At 69.3% G+C, this 17,311-nt stretch carries 17 protein-coding genes; 6 read left to right on the top strand and 11 right to left on the bottom strand.

Translation table 11 applies throughout. From position 1 onward, the window contains the following. Positions 1-193: 193 nt before the first annotated feature. Positions 194-598: a hypothetical protein gene (locus AOK22_RS01550; RefSeq protein ID WP_055696694.1), complete on the top strand. Its 405-nt coding sequence runs from the start codon at positions 194-196 to the stop codon at positions 596-598. A gap of 251 nt (positions 599-849) precedes the next feature. Then, complete coding sequence (locus AOK22_RS41250) at positions 850-1,464, top strand: hypothetical protein (RefSeq protein ID WP_157872150.1); 615 nt, start codon at positions 850-852, stop codon at positions 1,462-1,464. Positions 1,465-1,546: 82 nt separating this feature from the next. Here AOK22_RS41250 and AOK22_RS01545 read toward each other — a convergent pair whose 3' ends face one another. The 5 genes from AOK22_RS01545 to AOK22_RS01525 form a co-directional block, all read right to left on the bottom strand. Further along, positions 1,547-3,145, bottom strand: a complete 1,599-nt coding sequence (locus tag AOK22_RS01545; protein ID WP_079036265.1) for a diacylglycerol/lipid kinase family protein — start codon at positions 3,143-3,145, stop codon at positions 1,547-1,549. Positions 3,146-3,285: 140 nt separating this feature from the next. After that, positions 3,286-4,449 (bottom strand): serine hydrolase domain-containing protein, encoded by a 1,164-nt coding sequence (locus AOK22_RS01540; RefSeq protein WP_157872148.1) that lies wholly within the window; start codon positions 4,447-4,449, stop codon positions 3,286-3,288. Between the two features lie 192 nt (positions 4,450-4,641). Then, positions 4,642-5,820: an acyl-CoA dehydrogenase family protein gene (locus tag AOK22_RS01535; protein ID WP_055696691.1), complete on the bottom strand. Its 1,179-nt coding sequence runs from the start codon at positions 5,818-5,820 to the stop codon at positions 4,642-4,644. A gap of 123 nt (positions 5,821-5,943) precedes the next feature. Beyond that, a complete protein-coding gene (locus AOK22_RS01530; RefSeq protein WP_244164656.1) occupies positions 5,944-6,837 on the bottom strand; it encodes an oxygenase MpaB family protein in 894 nt (297 codons plus the stop codon). 24 nt (positions 6,838-6,861) lie between these two features. Next, positions 6,862-7,713 (bottom strand): 4-hydroxybenzoate octaprenyltransferase, encoded by an 852-nt coding sequence (locus AOK22_RS01525; RefSeq protein WP_157872146.1) that lies wholly within the window; start codon positions 7,711-7,713, stop codon positions 6,862-6,864. Positions 7,714-8,333: 620 nt separating this feature from the next. Between AOK22_RS01525 and AOK22_RS01520 the strand changes: the two genes are divergently transcribed. After that, positions 8,334-8,903, top strand: a complete 570-nt coding sequence (locus tag AOK22_RS01520; protein ID WP_055696689.1) for a dihydrofolate reductase family protein — start codon at positions 8,334-8,336, stop codon at positions 8,901-8,903. 58 nt (positions 8,904-8,961) lie between these two features. Here the strand turns inward: AOK22_RS01520 and AOK22_RS01515 are convergent, their stop codons facing one another. Genes AOK22_RS01515 through AOK22_RS43930 form a run of 4 tightly spaced genes read right to left on the bottom strand, consistent with a single transcriptional unit; the run spans position 8,962 to position 11,619 of the window. Further along, a complete protein-coding gene (locus tag AOK22_RS01515) occupies positions 8,962-9,753 on the bottom strand; it encodes a MerR family transcriptional regulator (protein WP_055696688.1) in 792 nt (263 codons plus the stop codon). 14 nt (positions 9,754-9,767) lie between these two features. After that, positions 9,768-10,529 (bottom strand): ABC transporter permease, encoded by a 762-nt coding sequence (locus AOK22_RS01510; RefSeq protein ID WP_055696687.1) that lies wholly within the window; start codon positions 10,527-10,529, stop codon positions 9,768-9,770. Continuing rightward, entirely contained in the window at positions 10,526-11,341 is an 816-nt protein-coding gene (locus AOK22_RS01505; protein WP_079036263.1) for an ABC transporter ATP-binding protein, read from the bottom strand. Before AOK22_RS01505 ends, AOK22_RS01510 begins: the two co-directional genes overlap by 4 nt. After that, positions 11,338-11,619, bottom strand: coding sequence for an AAC(3) family N-acetyltransferase (locus AOK22_RS43930; RefSeq protein ID WP_055696685.1), 282 nt, complete (start codon positions 11,617-11,619; stop codon positions 11,338-11,340). The genes AOK22_RS01505 and AOK22_RS43930 overlap by 4 nt, the downstream gene beginning before the upstream one ends. A 283-nt stretch (positions 11,620-11,902) precedes the next feature. Here AOK22_RS43930 and AOK22_RS01495 point away from each other — a divergent pair, with 283 nt between their 5' ends. Then, a complete protein-coding gene (locus AOK22_RS01495) occupies positions 11,903-12,565 on the top strand; it encodes a Type 1 glutamine amidotransferase-like domain-containing protein (protein WP_055696703.1) in 663 nt (220 codons plus the stop codon). 478 nt (positions 12,566-13,043) lie between these two features. Here AOK22_RS01495 and AOK22_RS01490 read toward each other — a convergent pair whose 3' ends face one another. Together AOK22_RS01490 and AOK22_RS01485 are read right to left on the bottom strand one after the other, a co-directional pair. Then, positions 13,044-13,910 (bottom strand): GNAT family N-acetyltransferase, encoded by an 867-nt coding sequence (locus tag AOK22_RS01490; RefSeq protein WP_055696702.1) that lies wholly within the window; start codon positions 13,908-13,910, stop codon positions 13,044-13,046. A 133-nt stretch (positions 13,911-14,043) separates the two neighbouring features. Beyond that, a complete protein-coding gene (locus AOK22_RS01485) occupies positions 14,044-14,454 on the bottom strand; it encodes a hypothetical protein (RefSeq protein WP_055696684.1) in 411 nt (136 codons plus the stop codon). A 563-nt stretch (positions 14,455-15,017) separates the two neighbouring features. Here AOK22_RS01485 and AOK22_RS01480 point away from each other — a divergent pair. Continuing rightward, positions 15,018-16,574 (top strand): MFS transporter, encoded by a 1,557-nt coding sequence (locus AOK22_RS01480; protein ID WP_107101820.1) that lies wholly within the window; start codon positions 15,018-15,020, stop codon positions 16,572-16,574. 163 nt (positions 16,575-16,737) lie between these two features. Continuing rightward, entirely contained in the window at positions 16,738-17,283 is a 546-nt protein-coding gene (locus AOK22_RS01475) for a TetR/AcrR family transcriptional regulator (RefSeq protein WP_055696682.1), read from the top strand. The last annotated feature ends 28 nt before the right edge of the window (positions 17,284-17,311 follow it).

The raw sequence follows: 17,311 nt of genomic DNA, 5'->3' as shown, positions 1-17,311 counted from the left end.
GGCACAGGCCCGACAGTGGAGTTCTGGGCAACGGTCCATGGCCTGCTTGGTTCGGTTGGTCCTCTTCTCTTGTGATGAAGAGGACCGTAGCCTTTCCTATCGACCGTCTGAGTCTCTCCGCACGGGCTGAGGACACGTGGACACTGCGAGTCTGCTTCTGATCGGCGCAGCAGGCGGAGCGGTGCGTGGAGTCGTGCACGCATACGACTGCATGTCCGAATGGCTTCTGCGAAGGCAGGAGTTCCGGCTCTCCGAGCACCATGAGGCGGAGAGGAAGCCTCCCGCATTCGGTGAGTTCTACGATGTCGCGGGCCAGAGCATCGCAACGGTCGTGCACATCGTGATGGGGGCCGGGGTGGCGGTTCTCCTGGATTCCTGGGGGCAGATCAGCGGTGGCGTCGCAACGTTCGCTGCCGGGGCATCGGCGCCCTTGATTCTCGTCCAGCTCAAGCACACACGGCTGGCGGAGGTCGTCATCGGCGACCCCAACGCGCCGCAGACCCCCCAGCCGCAGGACGCCCAGCCACCGGCCACCGGGCCGCCGAACGAACAGGCTGCCCCTCGACGGCCGACCGCGGGCCCGAGGGGCGCTGAATGACCCGGCCCACACTGCTCCGTCGCGCCGCCGCGGCCGCGATCGGAGTCGACCGGCGCCCGAGCCATGCTCGCAGCCTGCCCCTTGCGCAGGACCTCCCGTTGAGGCGCAGGGCCGCCGCCGCAATCATCGGCGTCCGGGCCTACCGCCTGCCCACGGCAACGAGAGCTGGGGCACCGGCCCAGCTCACGAGCGTGAGGAGTGCGAGCGAGGGCTCACGTCCCGGGCAACTCCCCCTGGTCACCCTCGCGCCGGTGCCCCTTGGCGTGCCCGAGGGAGAATCCGTCAGGGAACGGCCGCTGCGCCGGGGAGACGTCCTGGCCAAAGGACGGCCGCGCCGTGGACTCGTACTGACCACGGCAGCCGTCACTATCGCTATTGCCTTCGGTTCCTACGTCTACCACGAGGAAATCTTCGTGAATGGCCCCCCAGCGGGTGGGCCGCCCACGGCGACCTCCACGACCACAGAAACACCGACGACGGGCCCTGCAACGCCGACGGGCAAAGCGCCGCCGACAGGCGCGATGCCGAAGAAGTATCTCGGTACGTGGAAGGGCACGATCGAGAATGACCTCGGTCGCCACACCCGGTGGATGGTAATTCGACAGGCACAGGTGGGCGACACAGTGCTGACCTTGACCGCGGTCGGACCGACGAAAGACGGGGGCGGCTACCGCTGTGTGTTTGAAACCAGGCTCAATTCCGTGAAGGCCGACGCCGTCAAGACGAGCAGTTCGACGGTCACCTCAGCGAAGCCGAAATCCTCGTGCGCGCCTGGCAAACCCTCGACCCTGACTCTCGTGGGCGAAAACGGTCTGCGGCGCGCCACCAGCGATGACCGCGGGACCACGTACAACCGCTCTCAGTAGCACGACACCGTGTGGCGGCAGGGAGACGGCGCGCGGGTGTACAGGTGGGCCACGAGGATTCTGAGGTGACCCGTGCACGATGTCAACGCAGCCACTGGTCCTGGTCGGCGGGGCGGTACAGCGTGACCGCCTTGTGGACCTTGTCGAGGGTCAGGCGTCGGTAGGGGACGTCCGTGACCTCGCCGTCGTACGCGAAGTGCGGTTCACCCTCCAGTACTTCCAGCTCCAGTTCGCGTACTTGGGCGGTCGTCAGCACCCGGGAACTGTGCAGCGTCCCGGTCAGCACCGCCAGAAGCAGTCGGGTTCGTGCCAGCGGGGTCCCGGCCTCCACCGCGCGGACGTCGAGCAGCCCGTCGTCGAGCTGGGTGCGGTACGTCGGGGCGAACCCGGCCGGGTGGTAGATGCCGTTGCCCGCGAACAGCAGCCAGATCCGGCGGGGTCGGCCGTTGATGACCACCGAGAGCGGGCTGCCGGTCGCCAGGACCCTGGCCAGGCCCACGGCCAGCGCGGGCCATTTGCCGATGCGCTTCTCCAGGCGTTCCCTCACGTGCACGAGCTCGGAGTACACGCCGATGCTGAAGGTGTTCAGGAAGAGCTGCTGCCCGCCGCTGTCCCTGCTGGACCGGTTTTCCGTGCTGGAACCGCTGTCCGTGCTGGAACCGCCGTCCGTGCCGGACCGGGCTTCATCTTCGGGTTTCACGCCCGAGCCCTCCGGCCATGCCGCCCGGCCCACATCGGCGGTGACCGCGTCACCTGCCGCGATCGCGCGGGCGACGTCCTCCATCGTCTGGTTGCCGAGGTCCGCGGCGAAGTGGTTGAAGGTACCGCCGGGGAAGACCGCGAGGGGCACGTGGTGGCGTGCCGCCGTCTCGCTCGCCGCGTTCACCGTGCCGTCGCCCCCGCACACGCCCAGTGCCCCGCCGGCCGCGACGGCACTTGAGGCCGCGTCCTCCAGCAGTTCCACCAGGTCGTCCCCCGGCTCGAAGACGGTGATCGCGGCCTGGGGCAGCAGCGTACGCAGCATGTCGGCGGTGTCCTTGGACCAGGCGACGCCGGACGACGGATTGACCACCAGGTGGAGCCCCTTGCCCTCCTCCAGCGCGGGAGCGGGCCTACGTGGCCGGGAGGCCGCCGCCGCGGACTCCGGCTTCACCGGCCACCAGCGGCAGGTCAGCAGCGCGGCGCCCACTCCCGCGATCAGCCCGGCCGCGACACGACCGCGGTGATGGGGAACCCCACGGCTCCGCGCATAGGCCAGGCCGGCAGCCACCGGCACCACACCGAGGCCGTACCGGGGCGATTCCAGTACCACGCCCGCGCTGAACGCCGCGGCCGAAGCCATCGCGTTGGAGGGCAAGGACGCGGTCTCGGGCCGGGGGAAGACTCCGGGCAGGGCATCCAGGACCGGGCGGGCGCTCCGCGCGGCCGGCTTGGCCAGCATGTGATTGATGACCGTGACAATGGCCACGGAGCCGAGGCCGCGCAGCGCGGCCCTGCGGGCGTTCCTGCCTCCGGACATCCCCAGTACGGTCGCGGCTCCCAGCCATACGGCGTCGTGCCCGGCAGCCTTGCGCACCAGGTCCTTCGCGGACGATCCCTTCGCGGGACGCATCATGCCGAGGGACGCGGCCAGGCGCGTCCGCGGCCCCGATATCTGTCCCAGCCTTCCAGGTCGCTTCATACGCCCGTCACACCTCTGCCTCTAGGGATCCACCGCGCGCGACCGGACCGCAGCGCCGCCCCACCTTACCCGCGCGCCGGTCGTCCGAGACCGCCAACGCCCCTCCGCTGGAACCGTTCGCAGGCGCAGTGGTCGTCCGTTCAGGAGGTCGGGCAGAAGATGGTCTTCACGGCCTTGCCGATGTCGAGTTCCACGGTGCTGGGTTTGACACTCAGGGTGAGTGACATCGCGAGCTGGCGGCGGCCGTCCGGCGCGTAGGAGGTCAGGGCGATGGAGCCGGGGGCCAGCCCGCCCGCAATGTAGAAGTCGTCGCCGCAACCGTCGCCGCGGTCCTTGCCCTGGGGCCGCACGCCGTTGGGCGGCCGGTCGGTCAGGATTCGCTGGAGTTCCGGCGGCAGCAGTTTGCCCTGGGTGAAGGCCCTGTTGAAGGCGCTCACGTCGTGCGCGGTGGAGACCACGCCTCCGGCGCCCCCGCCGGTGAGAGCGGCATTGAACCGGTCCACGTCGCGGGGCCGGCCGTTGGCGTCGGGGTAGTAGCCGTGGCCGTGCGGCCCCTTGATGCCCTCCGGTGGCTGGACCCTGAGGTAGCTCTTGGTCATCTTGAGCGGGTCGAACAGGCGCGTGTCCAGCTCGGTGGCCAGGTCGTGGCCGGTCAGCCTTTCGACGATCAGGCCGAGGAGGGTGTAGTTGGTGTTGGAGTACGCCCACTTCTGGCCGGGGTCCCCGGTCCGGGGCCGCTCCCGGCTCCACCGCACCAGGTCCAGCGGCTGGTAGGGGGTCGTGAAGTCGAACACGTCGAACGCGGGGTCGCCCTCGCTGCCGTCCGGGTTCGGCTCGCCGGCCCACCAGTCGGGGATGCCGGAGGTGTGCTGGATCATCTGCCGTACCGTGATCTCGTCGGCCCGCGTCACCAGGTCCTTCTCCACCACCACCGGCAGCAGGTCGGCGAGCTTGTCGTCCACGTCCAGCTCGCCCTCCTCGACCAGTTGCAGGACCACGGTGGCCACCATCTGCTTGGTCTGGGACCAGATCGGGAAGCGGGTATCGGCGGGTATCTTCCCGCCCTTGCCGTCCAGCAGCCGGGAGCCCGCGCTGCCGAGACCGACGGCTTTCCCGTCGACGTAGGCCCCGCCGACGGCCCCCACCACCCCAGGAACCCTGGCCAGCTCCTCCATCGCCTTCTGTACGTTCCCGCCCCGCGCCGGGGCTGCGGTGGCGGGTCCTAAGGGGGCCAGCATCAGCAGGGCGAGACCGGCGGCCAGGCCGGCCCTCCTCAGAGACCGGCGAACATTCTCCTGTGACACGACGTGCTCCCCTTTCGTGAGCGCCTTCCGGCGCGCCGGGGCACCACGGCCTCGGCACGGACCTCTGTGGTCCGTGCCTCCATCGAAGCCAGGAGAACGTTGCGGTGACGTATGCGTTTTTGGATACGTCCGCGATACGTCCCCTCCGCGGCCGACTGAGGCCGACCGAGGTCGGCTCAGGTCAGGTTCGACTCAGGCCAGATCAAGGAAGCTCCACCGGGCGTCCGGCTGGGCGCCGCTCAGCCACTTGCCGCAGTTCTGGAGCACGACGGGGCTCGACGTGATGTGCTGCGTGCCCGTCCCGAGGTCGCGCAGGAAGCGGTCGACCGGGCCGCGGCGGATCGCCGCCGAGCCGGCCCAGCGGTGCACGGTGCGGCCCACCTCGTACGCGGTCGAGGTCGTGTGGTTGAGGACGAGCCGGATCAGGGTGTCCTGCTCCGTGCTCGGCACCTCACCCTGGTCCAGGGTCTGTTCGATGCCCTGCCATACGTCGTTCACCCAGGCCCTGGCCGACCGGAGCTGGGCCTCCGCCGTCGCGTACTCGGCGTGGAACTGGGAGGTGTCGACCGCGGCGCCCCGCGAACCGGCCCGCGCCGCGGCGACACGTTTCAGCTCGTCCAGGAGCCGCCGGCCCACACCGAGGGCCCAGCCCGTGTGCCCGATCGCCGACATGTTGACCAGGCCGAGGCGATAGACGGCGCCGCCGTTGACCGGGGTGTCCGTGGTCGCGACGTAGGTGTACTCGTGCGGTACGTACACATCGGTGCAGTGGTAGTCGATGCTGTGTGTCGCGCGCAGCCCGAGCACGTCCCAGTTGCCGTCCGGGGTCACCTGCGACTTCGGCATCGCCAGGACCCGCAGCTCACCGGTGCCCTCGACCTGGATCGCGCTGTGGATGTGGGTGGCATGCGCCATCCCGGAGGCGAACTGCCACTGGCCGCTGACCCGAAAGCCGCCCTCCACGGGGACGGCCCGGCCGGGACGTGTGCCGTGCCCGGAGAGCAGCGCGTACTTCCCGTTCGGCACGTCGGGGAACAGTTCGGCCGCCGCGTCCCCGGCGAGATACGCCGCGGTGGTCCCGGTCATCATCTGCAGCGCGAACATGGTCCATCCGGCCGCGGCGTCGTGGTAACTCACCCGCTCCGCCGTCTCGATCAGCTGCCGCGGCGCGAACTCGTATCCGCCGAGGCTCAACGGGAGTTCGGCCCGAATGATCCCGGTGTCCAGCAGCGCCCGCGCCGTGTCCTCCGGCAGCCTCCCCAACTCCTCGGCGGCATCGGCCCGTTCATCGAGCATCCCGCCGAGCGCGTCGATCCGCTCCAGGACCCCCGGCAGTTCCGCACTGACATGCAGCCGACCCTTGTCCCCCATGAAATCCCTCTCCTTGTGGCCTGTTTGCCGATCGTCTCACGCACCCGCCCGACGACCAGGTCCGGTCCGGTGGGCCGGCGTGCCACTGCCGGACGCCTCGAAGAACGCGACGGCGGCCCGACGTCACCCCTGCCGGGCACCTGCCAGCCGCCCCCGCGCGGCGGCCTGGATCCGTGAGGGTCCGAGCCCCCACTCAAGGGTGCGTCCGGCGGCCGTCGCCAGAGGCCGGTCCCAGCCGGCACGGACGAACGCCGGGCGGTGGATGCCGAGTTCGGCGCGGGCCCAGGCGGGGAGGAGTCCGACCGAGGCGCTCGTGAGCAGACCCACGACCAGTCGCTCGCGTCGGGTGCGTCCGAAGCGGCGGAGGAACAGCACCGAGTCCAACGCTGCCGGAGTGGCCTGGAGTTGGGGACGCATACGGGCCAGGTAGCTCTCGGCTTCCAGAGACGTACGCGGTACGTTCCGTGCGCCCAACGCCTCGGCCATGGGGGTGGCTTGGCGGTAGTAGGCGTCGCATTCGGCGGGGGTCAGCCGGTGCGACCGGGGTGCGTAGGCCTGGTGGCCGGCGAGGAAGCTGCGCACCTCGGCGGTGTGCACCCAGGTGAGCAGGTCGGGGTCGTCCGCACGGTACGGGCGGCCGTCAGGGGCGGTGCCGTGCACCCGGGTGTGGATCCGGCGGACGAGGTCGACCACCTCGCGGGCGGCGCCCGAGGAGCCGAAGGTGGTCGTGGTGATGAACCGTACGGTTCCGTTCAGCCGCCCGACCGGATCGGCGCGGAAGTCGGAGTGCTGGTCGACCCCCGCCATGGCCAGCGGATGCAGCGACTGGAGCATGAGCGCGGCGAACCCTCCGGTGAGCATCCCGGTGGCCTGCCCGTGCACCCGCCACACCGGATCCCCCGGCGCGATCCCGAACAGCCCGGGATCGCCGGGCGGCTCCGCGTACCGCTCCAGTTTGAGATCCCCGCCGTGCATGGTCGCCGTGAGTTCCGCCGCGATCCGTTCCCGCAGTCCCACCAGCACCTCCAGGGGCCTTGTCCCTCAGCCGAGGGTACCGACCCGCCCGGCGAGCACGGCGACGAGGATGAGCAGTCCGCACAGAGGATTGGTGCCGAACGCACGCCCGCAGGCTCCGACATCCGCGGGGTCGGCCCGCCACACCTGCCATCCCAACTGCGCGGCGACCAAGCACAGTCCGGGCCAGAACAGCGGCCCGAGCCCGGCCAGGATCCCGAACCAGCCGAGCAGCGCCACACACCCCGCGTACACGCCGCCCACCAGCACCCGGCTGCGCCGCCCCAACAGCACGGCGGCCGACCGCACCCCGGCGCGCACGTCGGCCTCCCGGTCCTGGCAGGCGTAGATCACATCCGTCCCGACGGCCCAACAGATCAGCGCCCCGTACAGCACTCCGCCCTCGAGCCCGAGCTCTCCGGTGAGCAGGACGTACACCAGCGGCACCGTCCAGTTGATGGTGATCCCCAGCCATACGTGCGGCCAGGGCGTGACCCGCTTCATGTACGGATACACCGCCGCGAGGGGCGCCCCGGCCGCCGCCCACACCACGGCCTCCAGGCTCCAGAACCCCATCACCAGCGGAGCGGCGGCCCCCACCACGACAGACAGCACCAGCGCCCGCCCTGCCGCCAGCCGTCCGGAGGCGACGGGCCGCCCCGCCGTACGCGGCACCTGAGCGTCGAACCGCGCGTCCAGCACGTCGTTGAGTCCGCAGGCGGCCCCTCTCGACAGCACTCCGTACACCAGGAGCAGCAGTCCGAGCAGGCCCCCGTCCCGAGGCTCGGCGATCGCCCCCAGGGCGATCCATCCGGGCACCACCAGCAGCCAGGCCCCGACCGGCCGGTCGAGCCGCAGCAACTCCAGGTACGGTCGCACCCCTTCGGGGGCCAGCCCCACCAACCGTGCGGCACGGCTTCGGGCCGGAGCTTGTAACGGGACGGTCATACCGATTCATGCCCCTTTCCAGGGGGATTGCCCACCGATCCGACCAACCTGGCCCGACCGGGCGGCACCTTCAATGGATCTTAGGCGGTGACGGTGACATGGCCGGGTGATACGTCGACATGAACTGCCTTACGGAGAGCGGAAGTTCACCTGGCCTCCCGGCCGTTGGGCAGCATGTCCACGCACTTGGATGAGCAAGCACTTCCGACGTGGGGCAGCAGCGGGAGTGCGTCCGCCGCGTCGCCGGCCGGGGACACCGCGGGCCGTACGGAGCAGACCTGGTTCCTCCTGCGTGAAGCGGAGGTAGCCGGTGCCGGCGGCACGGAAGCGGGCGCGGGCGATGGCCGCGGCAGGTGTCCCACGTGGGCTTTCCGTACCCGGTCACCGCCAGGGCCACCGCCCCCACGCGAACAGCACCCACTTGGTCCGTCTAAGCTCCTGCACGATCACTTGAGGGGCGCGGATCACCACACCCCTCGAATGTGGACATCGCACACAAGTGGCGGTCGGCGACTGTCCGGACGCCAGTCCCCAAGGGGGACCCGGTACTGATGGGCAAGATCACGCACTTCGTGCACCAGTCACTGGACGGCTTCATCGAGGGCCCGAACGGCGAGTTCGACTGGCCCCGCATGGACGCCGAGCTGTCCGCCTACTCGCGGGCCCTCACCGACAGCGCCGACATCTTCCTGTATGGCCGCGTGGTGTGGGACATGATGTCCGGCTTCTGGCCTCGCGCCGAGGAGTTCTCCACCCACGAGCACGACCTCGCCTTCGCGCCCGTCTGGCGCGAGGCCTCCAAGGTCGTCGTCTCCTCGACGCTGGCCGAGGCCGACTGGAACACCCGCGTCATCAACACCGATGTCGTCGAGCAGCTGACCGCCCTCAAGGACAGTGGCGCGCACCTTCTGCTGTTCGGCGGCTCCACGCTGGCCGGCTTCCTGACCGAGCACCAGCTGATCGACGAGTACCAGATCTTCGTCCACCCCGTCGTGCTCGGCGGCGGCAAGCCCGTCTTCGCCACACCCCAGCAGCGACTCGACCTGACCCTGTCGGATACCCGTACCTTCGACTCGCAGGTGGTCCTGCTGCACCACGAGCGCGCCGACCGCCCCTCCTGATGCGGAGGGGCGCTCCGCCGCGCATCGGAAGCCGCGCGCCGGAACAGGACCTGCCACGTCAGGATGGCGGCAGCTCAGTGCTGAGCCTGTCGGCGGGCACTCGCTCGACGCGGGTCCAGCCCCTCCAGCCACGTTCCTTCAAGATAGCCAACACCAGTTCGGCACCCGGCGCGGACTCCAGCATGGTTGAGTCCATCAGGGCGACGAACTGATCGTCGAAGCCATCGGTCCCCGCCTCGCCGGCCTCGACGGCCCGAATCATCAGACGCTCCAGGATGTCGGCGATCCGGACGATCCGTGGGTCGTCGGCCCGCCAGTCGATCTCCCCGGTGAAGAAGCTGTAGAGCCTCACCATGTCGGGGTCGTCCAGCTCCTCATGCTTCTTGGCGATCACGGAGTCGATCAGGTCAGGCACCTGCGCGGCGATCATGATCCAGGCATCCCGCTCCAGCTCGATGTACCGCTCCCCGACGCCGAGACCGCGCAGCCGGTCGAGGTAGTCCACGACGCTCTGCGGGAGCGCCAGGTGCTCTCCGGCGGCGAGCCGGGCGAGCCGGCTGCGGGTGCCCTGCAGCCGGCGGATCTCGGCGCGCAGATTCTTGTCGATCTCCTGGACGCCACCGACGAACTCCTCCGGGCCGGCGTCGAGGAGTTCCTGCACCCTGGCCAGCGGCACGCCGGCGTCGGCCAGGGTGCGGATCCGGATCAGCCGCACGACCGCGGCGGCATCGTAGGTCCGGTACCCGGACCGGTCGCGCTCGGGCTCGGGCAGCAGACCGATCTTGTGGTAGTGGCGTACCGCCCGGACCGTCACCCCCGCGTACGCCGCCAGCTGACTGATGGTGAGCATGGTCCCAGCCTGCCTCAGGCGATCTTCCGGCGATAGGCGATCATCGCGAAGACGTACGCCACGGCGAGAATGCCCACGCACCACGCGAGCGCGATCCAGATGTCGTCGCCGGTCGGCTGCCCCGTGAACAGAGCACGGATCGTGTCGACGATCGACGTCACCGGCTGATGCTCGGCGAACCAGCGCACCGGGCCGGGCATCGTTTCCGTGGGCACGAACGCCGAGCTCACGAACGGCAGGAAGATGAGCGGGTAGGCGAACGCGCCTGCTCCCTCGACCGACGACGCGGACAGTCCAGGGATGACGGCGAGCCAGGTCAGCGCCAGGGTGAACAAGAGCAGGATGCCGGCGACCGCGAGCCATGCCGACACTCCTGCCCCTGAGCGGAAGCCCATGAGAAGCGCGACACCCACGACGATCGCGAGCGAGATCAGGTTGGCGACCAGAGAAACGACGACATGGGCCCACAGCACCCCCGACCGTGCGATCGGCATGGACTGGAATCGCTCGAAGATCCCGCTCTTCACATCGGTGAACAGCCGGTACGCGGTGTAGGAGATGCCCGAGGCGATGGTCATGAGCAGGATGCCGGGCAGCATGTAGTTCACGTACGAAACCGACCCGGTATCGATGGCGCCGCCGAACACGTAGACGAACATCAGCATCATGGCGACCGGCGTGATGACGGTCGTGACAATGGTGTCCACACTGCGTGTGACATGGCGCAGTGTGCGCCCCGTGAGCGCGGCAGTGTCGCTGAAGAAGTATGCGGTCATCCTTGTCCCCCAGTTGTCGCGCCTGTGGCGTCGCTCTTGTCGCCGGCTATGACCGAGAGGAAGATCTCCTCCAGCGTCGGCTGCTTCTCGACGTACTCGACCTTGGCGGCCGGGAAGAGCTGCTTGAGTTCGGTGAGGGTGCCGTTCACGATGATCCGCCCCTGGTGGAGGATCGCGATCCGGTCGGCCAGCTGCTCGGCCTCCTCCAGATACTGCGTGGTGAGCAGCACCGTCGTGCCCTGGCCGGCGAGCTCCTTGACCGCATCCCACACCTCGATGCGCGCCTCGGGATCGAGCCCGGCCGTCGGCTCGTCCAGGAAGATCACCGGCGGATTCCCGATGAGGCTCATCGCGATGTCCAGCCGACGGCGCATCCCACCCGAATAAGTGGATACCTGCCGCGCGCCGGCGTCGGTCAGCGAGAAGCGCCTCAGCAGGTCATCCGCGACAGTGCCCGGGTCCTTGAGATGGCGCAGCCTGGCGACGAGCACGAGGTTCTCCCGGCCACTGAGGATCTCGTCGACGGCCGCGAACTGCCCGGTGAGGCTGATGGACTCCCGCACCTTCGCCGGTTGCGCGGCGACGTCGAAGCCGTGGACGTCGGCTGTCCCCGCGTCGGCCTTCAGAAGCGTGGCGAGAATCCGCACGGTCGTGGTCTTGCCCGCACCGTTGGAACCGAGCAGGGCGAAGATGTTGCCCCGCGTCACGTCGAAGTCCACGCCTCGCAGCACTTCGAGCTTCCCGTACGCCTTCTTCAGACCCCGCACGTGAATCGCCGGACCGGCGATCGCTTGGGTCACCACCATGGTCATCTGCCTCCTTCGCGGAGCTCCCGGTCGGCTGTGCGGAAGCTCCTGCCGGAAGGATGGAGGGTTGACCCGGCGTCAAGGTCAAGCCGGTCCGGCCACGGCATCCCCACAGGCTCCTGGCCTGCCACTTCATGGCGGCAGCTTGGGGCCGGCGCGAATCCGAGCGTCTGCCTGCTCGTGATGTGCTCGGCCTGGGCTCCCACGGCCGTGACGGACGCCTGTGGGTGGGCGCTGCGCATGCTCTCGGGCAGCACCCGAACGGCGTCGGGGACGGCGCCCATGCTGGTGGTTTCCAGATGCCCTCTTCGAGACCGAGGGTGCGCCAGCCCTTCTCCAGGTCGGCGGCGGCCAGTCCGCTGTTGTTCGGCGTGGTCACGTGCATGCTGATGTTCTCCGTGGTGCAGGAGGGGTGCGTCGCACGAACGTATTGCGAGTGTGGGACCGCTGCGCCGTGAGCTGCACCACGACACGAGTGCACCCGGTGCAGTCATGCCATGGTGGCCCTGTGAGGCGTTGGCAAACGGCTGGCTGCTGACGCATGCGGCTTCCCTCGGGAGGGACATCGTGAGGCTTCTTCTCACCGACTCGGGCATCAAGAACCCGAGCATCCAGGATGCGCTGGTCGACCTGCTGGGGAAGCCGGTCGCCGAGTCCCGCGCTCTGTGCATCCCCACTGCTGGGTACGGGGGTCCCGGCGGCGATCCGGACGGGCCCTGGCAGTTCATCAGCGGGCAGTCGCCCAGCCCCATGACGGAGCTGGGGTGGAAGTCGGTGGGGGTGTTGGAGCTCACGGCGTTGCCCAGCATCGAGGAGGCGCGTTGGGTCTCCTGGGTCCGGGAGGCCGACGTCCTGCTGGTCAATGGCGGTGACGCGCTGTACCTGTGCCACTGGATGCGGGAGTCCGGGCTGGCCGAACTCCTGCCGTCGCTGCGCGACACGGTCTACGTGGGCCTCAGCGCCGGGAGCTTGGTGATGACCCCCCGTGTTGGGGAGGACTTCGTGGGCTGGAAGCCGCCCACCGGCGGCGACCGCGCGCTGGGCGTGGTCGATTTTTCGATCTTCCCGCACCTGGATCATCCGGACTGTCCGGACAACACCATGGCCGCGGCAGAGCGGTGGGCGGCCGGCATCGGAGGTCCCGCGTACGCGATTGACGAGCAGACTGCCATCAAGGTGACCGGTGACGCCGTCGAAGTGGTCTCCGAGGGCCAATGGAAGTTGTTCTAGTGCCTATGTCAGATCCTTGCAAGACAAGCCAATGGACCTGTTGATGCGGTTCAGTGGCTCGTCGCACCCGACGAAGCGTCCGGACCGTGGCGATCCCAACTGCCTCTCAGTAGCGCTGCGGCGCCGCAGGCCTTCGTCACCCTCATGACCTGCTGGTCCAGGCACAACTCGCTGCAACCGCCCGAAGCCCGGAGGCTGCCGCAGCTCCTCGTCCGACCCGTCCCGTGCTGCCCGTTCAGTTCAGGAGTGCCAGCAGACGGTCGGCCTGTTGATCTACGGTGCCGGGCGGGTTCCTGGGGTTGTCCGGATCATCGAACGACAGCAGGAACTCTGCTCGACGAACGTCACTGCTGACCAACGAGAGTTGATGCACTTGAATCGCCGTACGCTCACCTCGATCACCGCCGAGGCGCACCCGTACGTACCTTCCACGAGAACCCGTCGATGACCTGGCGATGATGCCGCCGCCTGATCATTCTCAGGCGGCTCGGCTGACGTCCAGCCGTTCGGACGACGGCTCGTATCCAGCCGCCTTGTAGGTGGCGACGGCTGCAACGTTCGAGCTCGTGGTGCTGACGAGTGCGCTTGATGCACCCAGTTCACGCAGCGCTGCCGCAGCGGCGACGCTGATCGCCGTCCCGTAGCCGCGACCGCGATGGTCCGCGTGCACGCCCACCGGCTCCAGCAGGCCGGGCTTGCCGGGCCCGGCCGACCAGACCGTCGCCGCGGCCACCGCGTTGTCCTGGTCGTCGTAGCCGATCAGGCAGCGGGCATCGGCGTAGACCGGCCCGGCCGCGAGGACGTGCCAGATCTCCTCGGTGAACCTCGGGCTGCCGAACGCCGAGCGGTGCACCGCTGTCCGCACCCCAGCCGTCTCCGGACCCGCTACCTCGATCCGCAGGCCGGAGTCCTTCACCGGCTCGGCGAGGTCGCGGCGCAGCGGCGTCCACGGCTCGTCCAGATTCCAGCCCGCTTCCAAGAGGACCTCGCGAAGCAGGGCGCCGTTGGGGATTTCGAGGCCGACCTTCCCGGGCGGCAGGACCCCGCGCTCCGGATCATTGAGGTCGGCCAGCAGTCGGCGCGCCAGATGACCGTCCTGTCGCAGGTCCGGCGCGGTCGTCAGGCGCAGCACATCAGGGCCGTCCAGGTATCCGACGGCAATGATCCGACCGTCCACGCTCCACGTGCGGACGGCCGCGGCCAGCCTCTCCGCGCCCAGCGCCCAGGCCCAGCCGAGGTCTCCCGGATGGAGTTGCAGCGGCGTGCGGTCGTCCTGCCACACGCGGAGGGCATCCACTGCCCCGGTCAGCCCGTCGACGCCGGGCTCGTTCAGAACGATCGTCATGTCCCGCATCTCACCCCATCACGGCGACCGGCCGCACCTGGTTTTACTCAGCCAGCCGGATCGACAGGACGCGCCCCAGGTGGCCACCTCGCCGGACTCCGCCTCCGCGTCTCGACGATCTGGTTCAAGAACCTCAGCCGAGCGTGTTCCTGCCGCAACTGCCGTGTGCGGTGCCGAGGATCTGCGACGCCTGCTTTCCGGTCAGCCCGAGTTCCTTCTTGGTCTTCTTGGCCTGGTCGACGAGGGCCTGCCCTCGGGCGGCGCAGAGTGCGTCGCCATGGGCCACGAGCTCCTCGTCGCTGATGTCGTCCAGATCCGGGTAGTGCTCCCGGATCGTCCGGAGGTAGAGCCTGGCCGACAGCCCCTTCAGCCCACGCGCTTCGGCAGGAGGCGCCGACGGGCTCTCGGACGGGTTCGCCGACGCGGACTGAGTGGCCGGTGTTGCCGAGGCGCTTGCCCCACCGTCCTTGGAGGGGCCGCATGCCGACGCGCCGAAAGCGGCGAGCGCAAAACAGACGGTCAGCATGGGCAGGCGCTTGTACATGAATCTCCCCGTACATAAGTGAGCTTAGAGATTTTCCCCCATTCGTGACGTGATCCCCGACCATCTTTTCTCGCGCAAAGACCGGCAGGGGTTGAAAGGGCCGTCCATGACGTGCGCCGCGGCGCTCGGCCTGGACTCCAACAGAACGTGACAGAGGGTCCAGACCGGGCGATCGGGCTTGTGTCGTGCTCTGTTGGAGTTCAGGTCGGCCCGCCGAGTCGGCTCCCGGCACGTCGCGCTCAGCCGTGATGCCCTCAGCGGTCAGAGGTCGGATCCATTGCAAATGGTGCGTGCGGTGGTGATGGCCGCGGAGCCAGTCCGCGGGCCGAGGCCGCCCACAACGACAGGTGATGGGCGACGGGCGGCGGGCGACAGACGGAGTCAGGGCGTGGAGCCGGTCGCGGTGCACGCAGGGAGCCCTCGGCTCCCCCGCCACCGACCTTGGGCGTCAGACCTCAACCGGCCCGCGTACCACCGCGATTGTTAAACGGGGAGTGTCCCTGTATCTTCCGGAGGCAGAAACGAGGGCAGCCCCCGTTTAACCTCTGAGGAGTTTCCGGATCATGAGTGAAGAGACCGTCACGAGCACCGCGGGCCAGAGCCCACCGGCAGCCGAGGGGGCCGCGGCCCACCGCAGACCTGGCGTGGTTCTCGCCATCGTGCTCGCCCTCCAGACGATGCTCATCCTCGACGTGAACGTGGTGAACATCGCCCTGCCCGACCTCAAGGAGGCGCTGGACTTCACCCCGACCGGGCTCTCCTGGGTGCTCAGTTCCTACCTGCTGACCTTCGGCGGACTGCTGCTGCTCGGCGGCCGCGCCGGAGACGTACTCGGGCACCGCCGCGGAATGCTCATCGGGGTCACCGTGTTCACCCTCTCCTCACTGCTCGGCGGCTTCGCCCATTCGGCAGGGATGCTCCTTGCGGCCCGCGCTCTTCAGGGCGTCGGCGCCGCCGTCGCCGCGCCGACCGTGCTGGCGCTGATCGCCACCCACTTCACCGACGACACGTCCCGGGCCCGCGCCCTCGGCCTCTACGCGGCGGTATCCGGTTCCGGCGCCGCCATCGGTCTGATAGGCGGCGGCCTGCTGACCGACTGGCTCTCCTGGCGCTGGGTGCTCTTCATCAACGTGCCCATCGGCGTCGCCCTGCTGATCACGGCCCCGATGTTCATCCACGAGACCGAACGCAAGCCCGCCCGCTTCGACCTCGGTGGCGCCCTGACCTCGACCGTCGGGATGACCGCACTGGTCTACGGCTTCATCCGGGCCGCCGAGAGCGGCTGGAGCGACGCCCTCACCCTCGGCTCCTTCGCCCTCGCGATCGTCTTGCTCGCGCTCTTCGTCCTCATCGAGACCCACGCCAGGCAACCGATCACGCCGCTGCGGCTGTTCGCCGACCGCAACCGCGCGACCGGGTACCTGTCACTGCTGTTCGTCATGGCGGCCGGCAACGCGATGTTCTTCTTCCTGACCCAGTTCCTCCAGGAGGTCCGGGGCTTCACGCCGATCCAGGCGGGCCTGGCGTTCGTACCGCTCGCCGCGCTGATCCTCGTCGCTTCCAGCATCGCCGCGAAGGCGCTGCCCAGGGTCGGACCGCGCGTACTGACGGCCGTCGGCGCCGCCGCCATCAGCGTCGGTCTCATCTGGTTCGCGCGGATCACCCCGGAGGCCGAGTACCTCTCCGCGCTGCTCGGTCCCATGCTCGTCGCCGGTCTGGGGATGGGCACCCTGCTCGTCGGCGTCACCACCATCCTGATGTCCGGCATCGCGCCGGAGGAGACCGGCGCCGCGTCCGGCCTGCTCAACGTGATGCAGCAGATCGGTGGCGCGCTCGGCCTCGCCATCATGGTCACCGTCTTCGGCGCCGCGAGCCGCGCCGCCTCGGACGAGGTCCCGTCCGGTCTCGACGCCCGGGGCACAGCGGACTTCGTCCTCACCGAAGGCGTCACCACCGCGTTCGCCTGGGGCGCCGGATTCACCGCACTCACCATCCTGCTCACGCTCATCATGCGTGCCGTCCCCACGGGTGCGAGCGCAGCGGAACCTGCTCCGGCACCGGCACCGGCACCGGCACCGGAGCAGGACGCGAACCCTGCACGGGAGGTGACCGCACCGTAAGGAGGCCCCGGCACAGCGGGAGGGGTCGGGCCCGTCGCACCAACGCCCCGGGCCCGTCACGAATCACGCGGGATAGGATGTGGGGCCACACCCCGGTTCGGTGCCGCTCCCCTCGGCGACGGGAGCGGCATCCTGCCCCGCAGGCCAAGGAGAAGACAGCCCGATGCGCGCAGACGCCCGCCGCAACTACGAGCGACTCCTGTCCGAGGCCAGGACAGCCTTCGACGAACACGGCATCCACACCTCGCTCGACGACATCGCCAAGCAGGCGGGGCTGGGCAACGCGACGCTGTACCGCCACTTCCCCACCCGAGAAAGCCTGCTCGAGGCGATACTCCGCGACAGCATCTCCGAACTCGGCGACACCGGACAGGAACTGCTCACCACGGAGCCGGCCGGAGAGGCACTGGCCACCTGGGTACGGGCGGCCGTGACCCACGCCACCACGTACCGGGGCCTGGTGACCATGCTGATGGACAGCCTCAAGGACGAGACGTCCGACCTGAACAGCGCGTGCACCGCGATGCAGGCCGCCGGCAGGCAGCTCCTCGAACGGGCCCAGCACGCCGGGGAGGTACGGGACGACATCACGGCCACCGGCCTGTACGCCCTGATCGCGGCGGCGGCCTGGACCCGGGAACACGCCCCGGAGGAAGCCGACCAGGTCCTTGCCGTACTCATCAACGGCCTCTGGCAGCCCCGCAGCTGACCCCGCTCCCTGCTACTTATACACATCT

Source organism: Streptomyces silaceus (assembly GCF_001419745.1).
Lineage (GTDB): Bacteria > Actinomycetota > Actinomycetes > Streptomycetales > Streptomycetaceae > Streptomyces > Streptomyces silaceus.
The sequence above is the reverse complement of the archived record's forward strand: the minus strand, read 5'-3'. Positions and strand labels throughout refer to the sequence as shown.

Coding starts and splice junctions, on each gene's coding strand:
- AOK22_RS01480 (WP_107101820.1), top strand. CDS start 15,018: ATGAGTGAAGAGACCGTCACGAGCACCGCGGGCCAGAGCCCACCGGCA.
- AOK22_RS01490 (WP_055696702.1), bottom strand. CDS start 13,910: ATGACGATCGTTCTGAACGAGCCCGGCGTCGACGGGCTGACCGGGGCA.
- AOK22_RS01475 (WP_055696682.1), top strand. CDS start 16,738: ATGCGCGCAGACGCCCGCCGCAACTACGAGCGACTCCTGTCCGAGGCC.
- AOK22_RS01485 (WP_055696684.1), bottom strand. CDS start 14,454: ATGTACAAGCGCCTGCCCATGCTGACCGTCTGTTTTGCGCTCGCCGCT.
- AOK22_RS01510 (WP_055696687.1), bottom strand. CDS start 10,529: ATGACCGCATACTTCTTCAGCGACACTGCCGCGCTCACGGGGCGCACA.
- AOK22_RS01535 (WP_055696691.1), bottom strand. CDS start 5,820: ATGGGGGACAAGGGTCGGCTGCATGTCAGTGCGGAACTGCCGGGGGTC.
- AOK22_RS01520 (WP_055696689.1), top strand. CDS start 8,334: ATGGGCAAGATCACGCACTTCGTGCACCAGTCACTGGACGGCTTCATC.
- AOK22_RS43930 (WP_055696685.1), bottom strand. CDS start 11,619: ATGGGCGCCGTCCCCGACGCCGTTCGGGTGCTGCCCGAGAGCATGCGC.
- AOK22_RS01515 (WP_055696688.1), bottom strand. CDS start 9,753: ATGCTCACCATCAGTCAGCTGGCGGCGTACGCGGGGGTGACGGTCCGG.
- AOK22_RS01505 (WP_079036263.1), bottom strand. CDS start 11,341: ATGACCATGGTGGTGACCCAAGCGATCGCCGGTCCGGCGATTCACGTG.
- AOK22_RS01545 (WP_079036265.1), bottom strand. CDS start 3,145: ATGAAGCGACCTGGAAGGCTGGGACAGATATCGGGGCCGCGGACGCGC.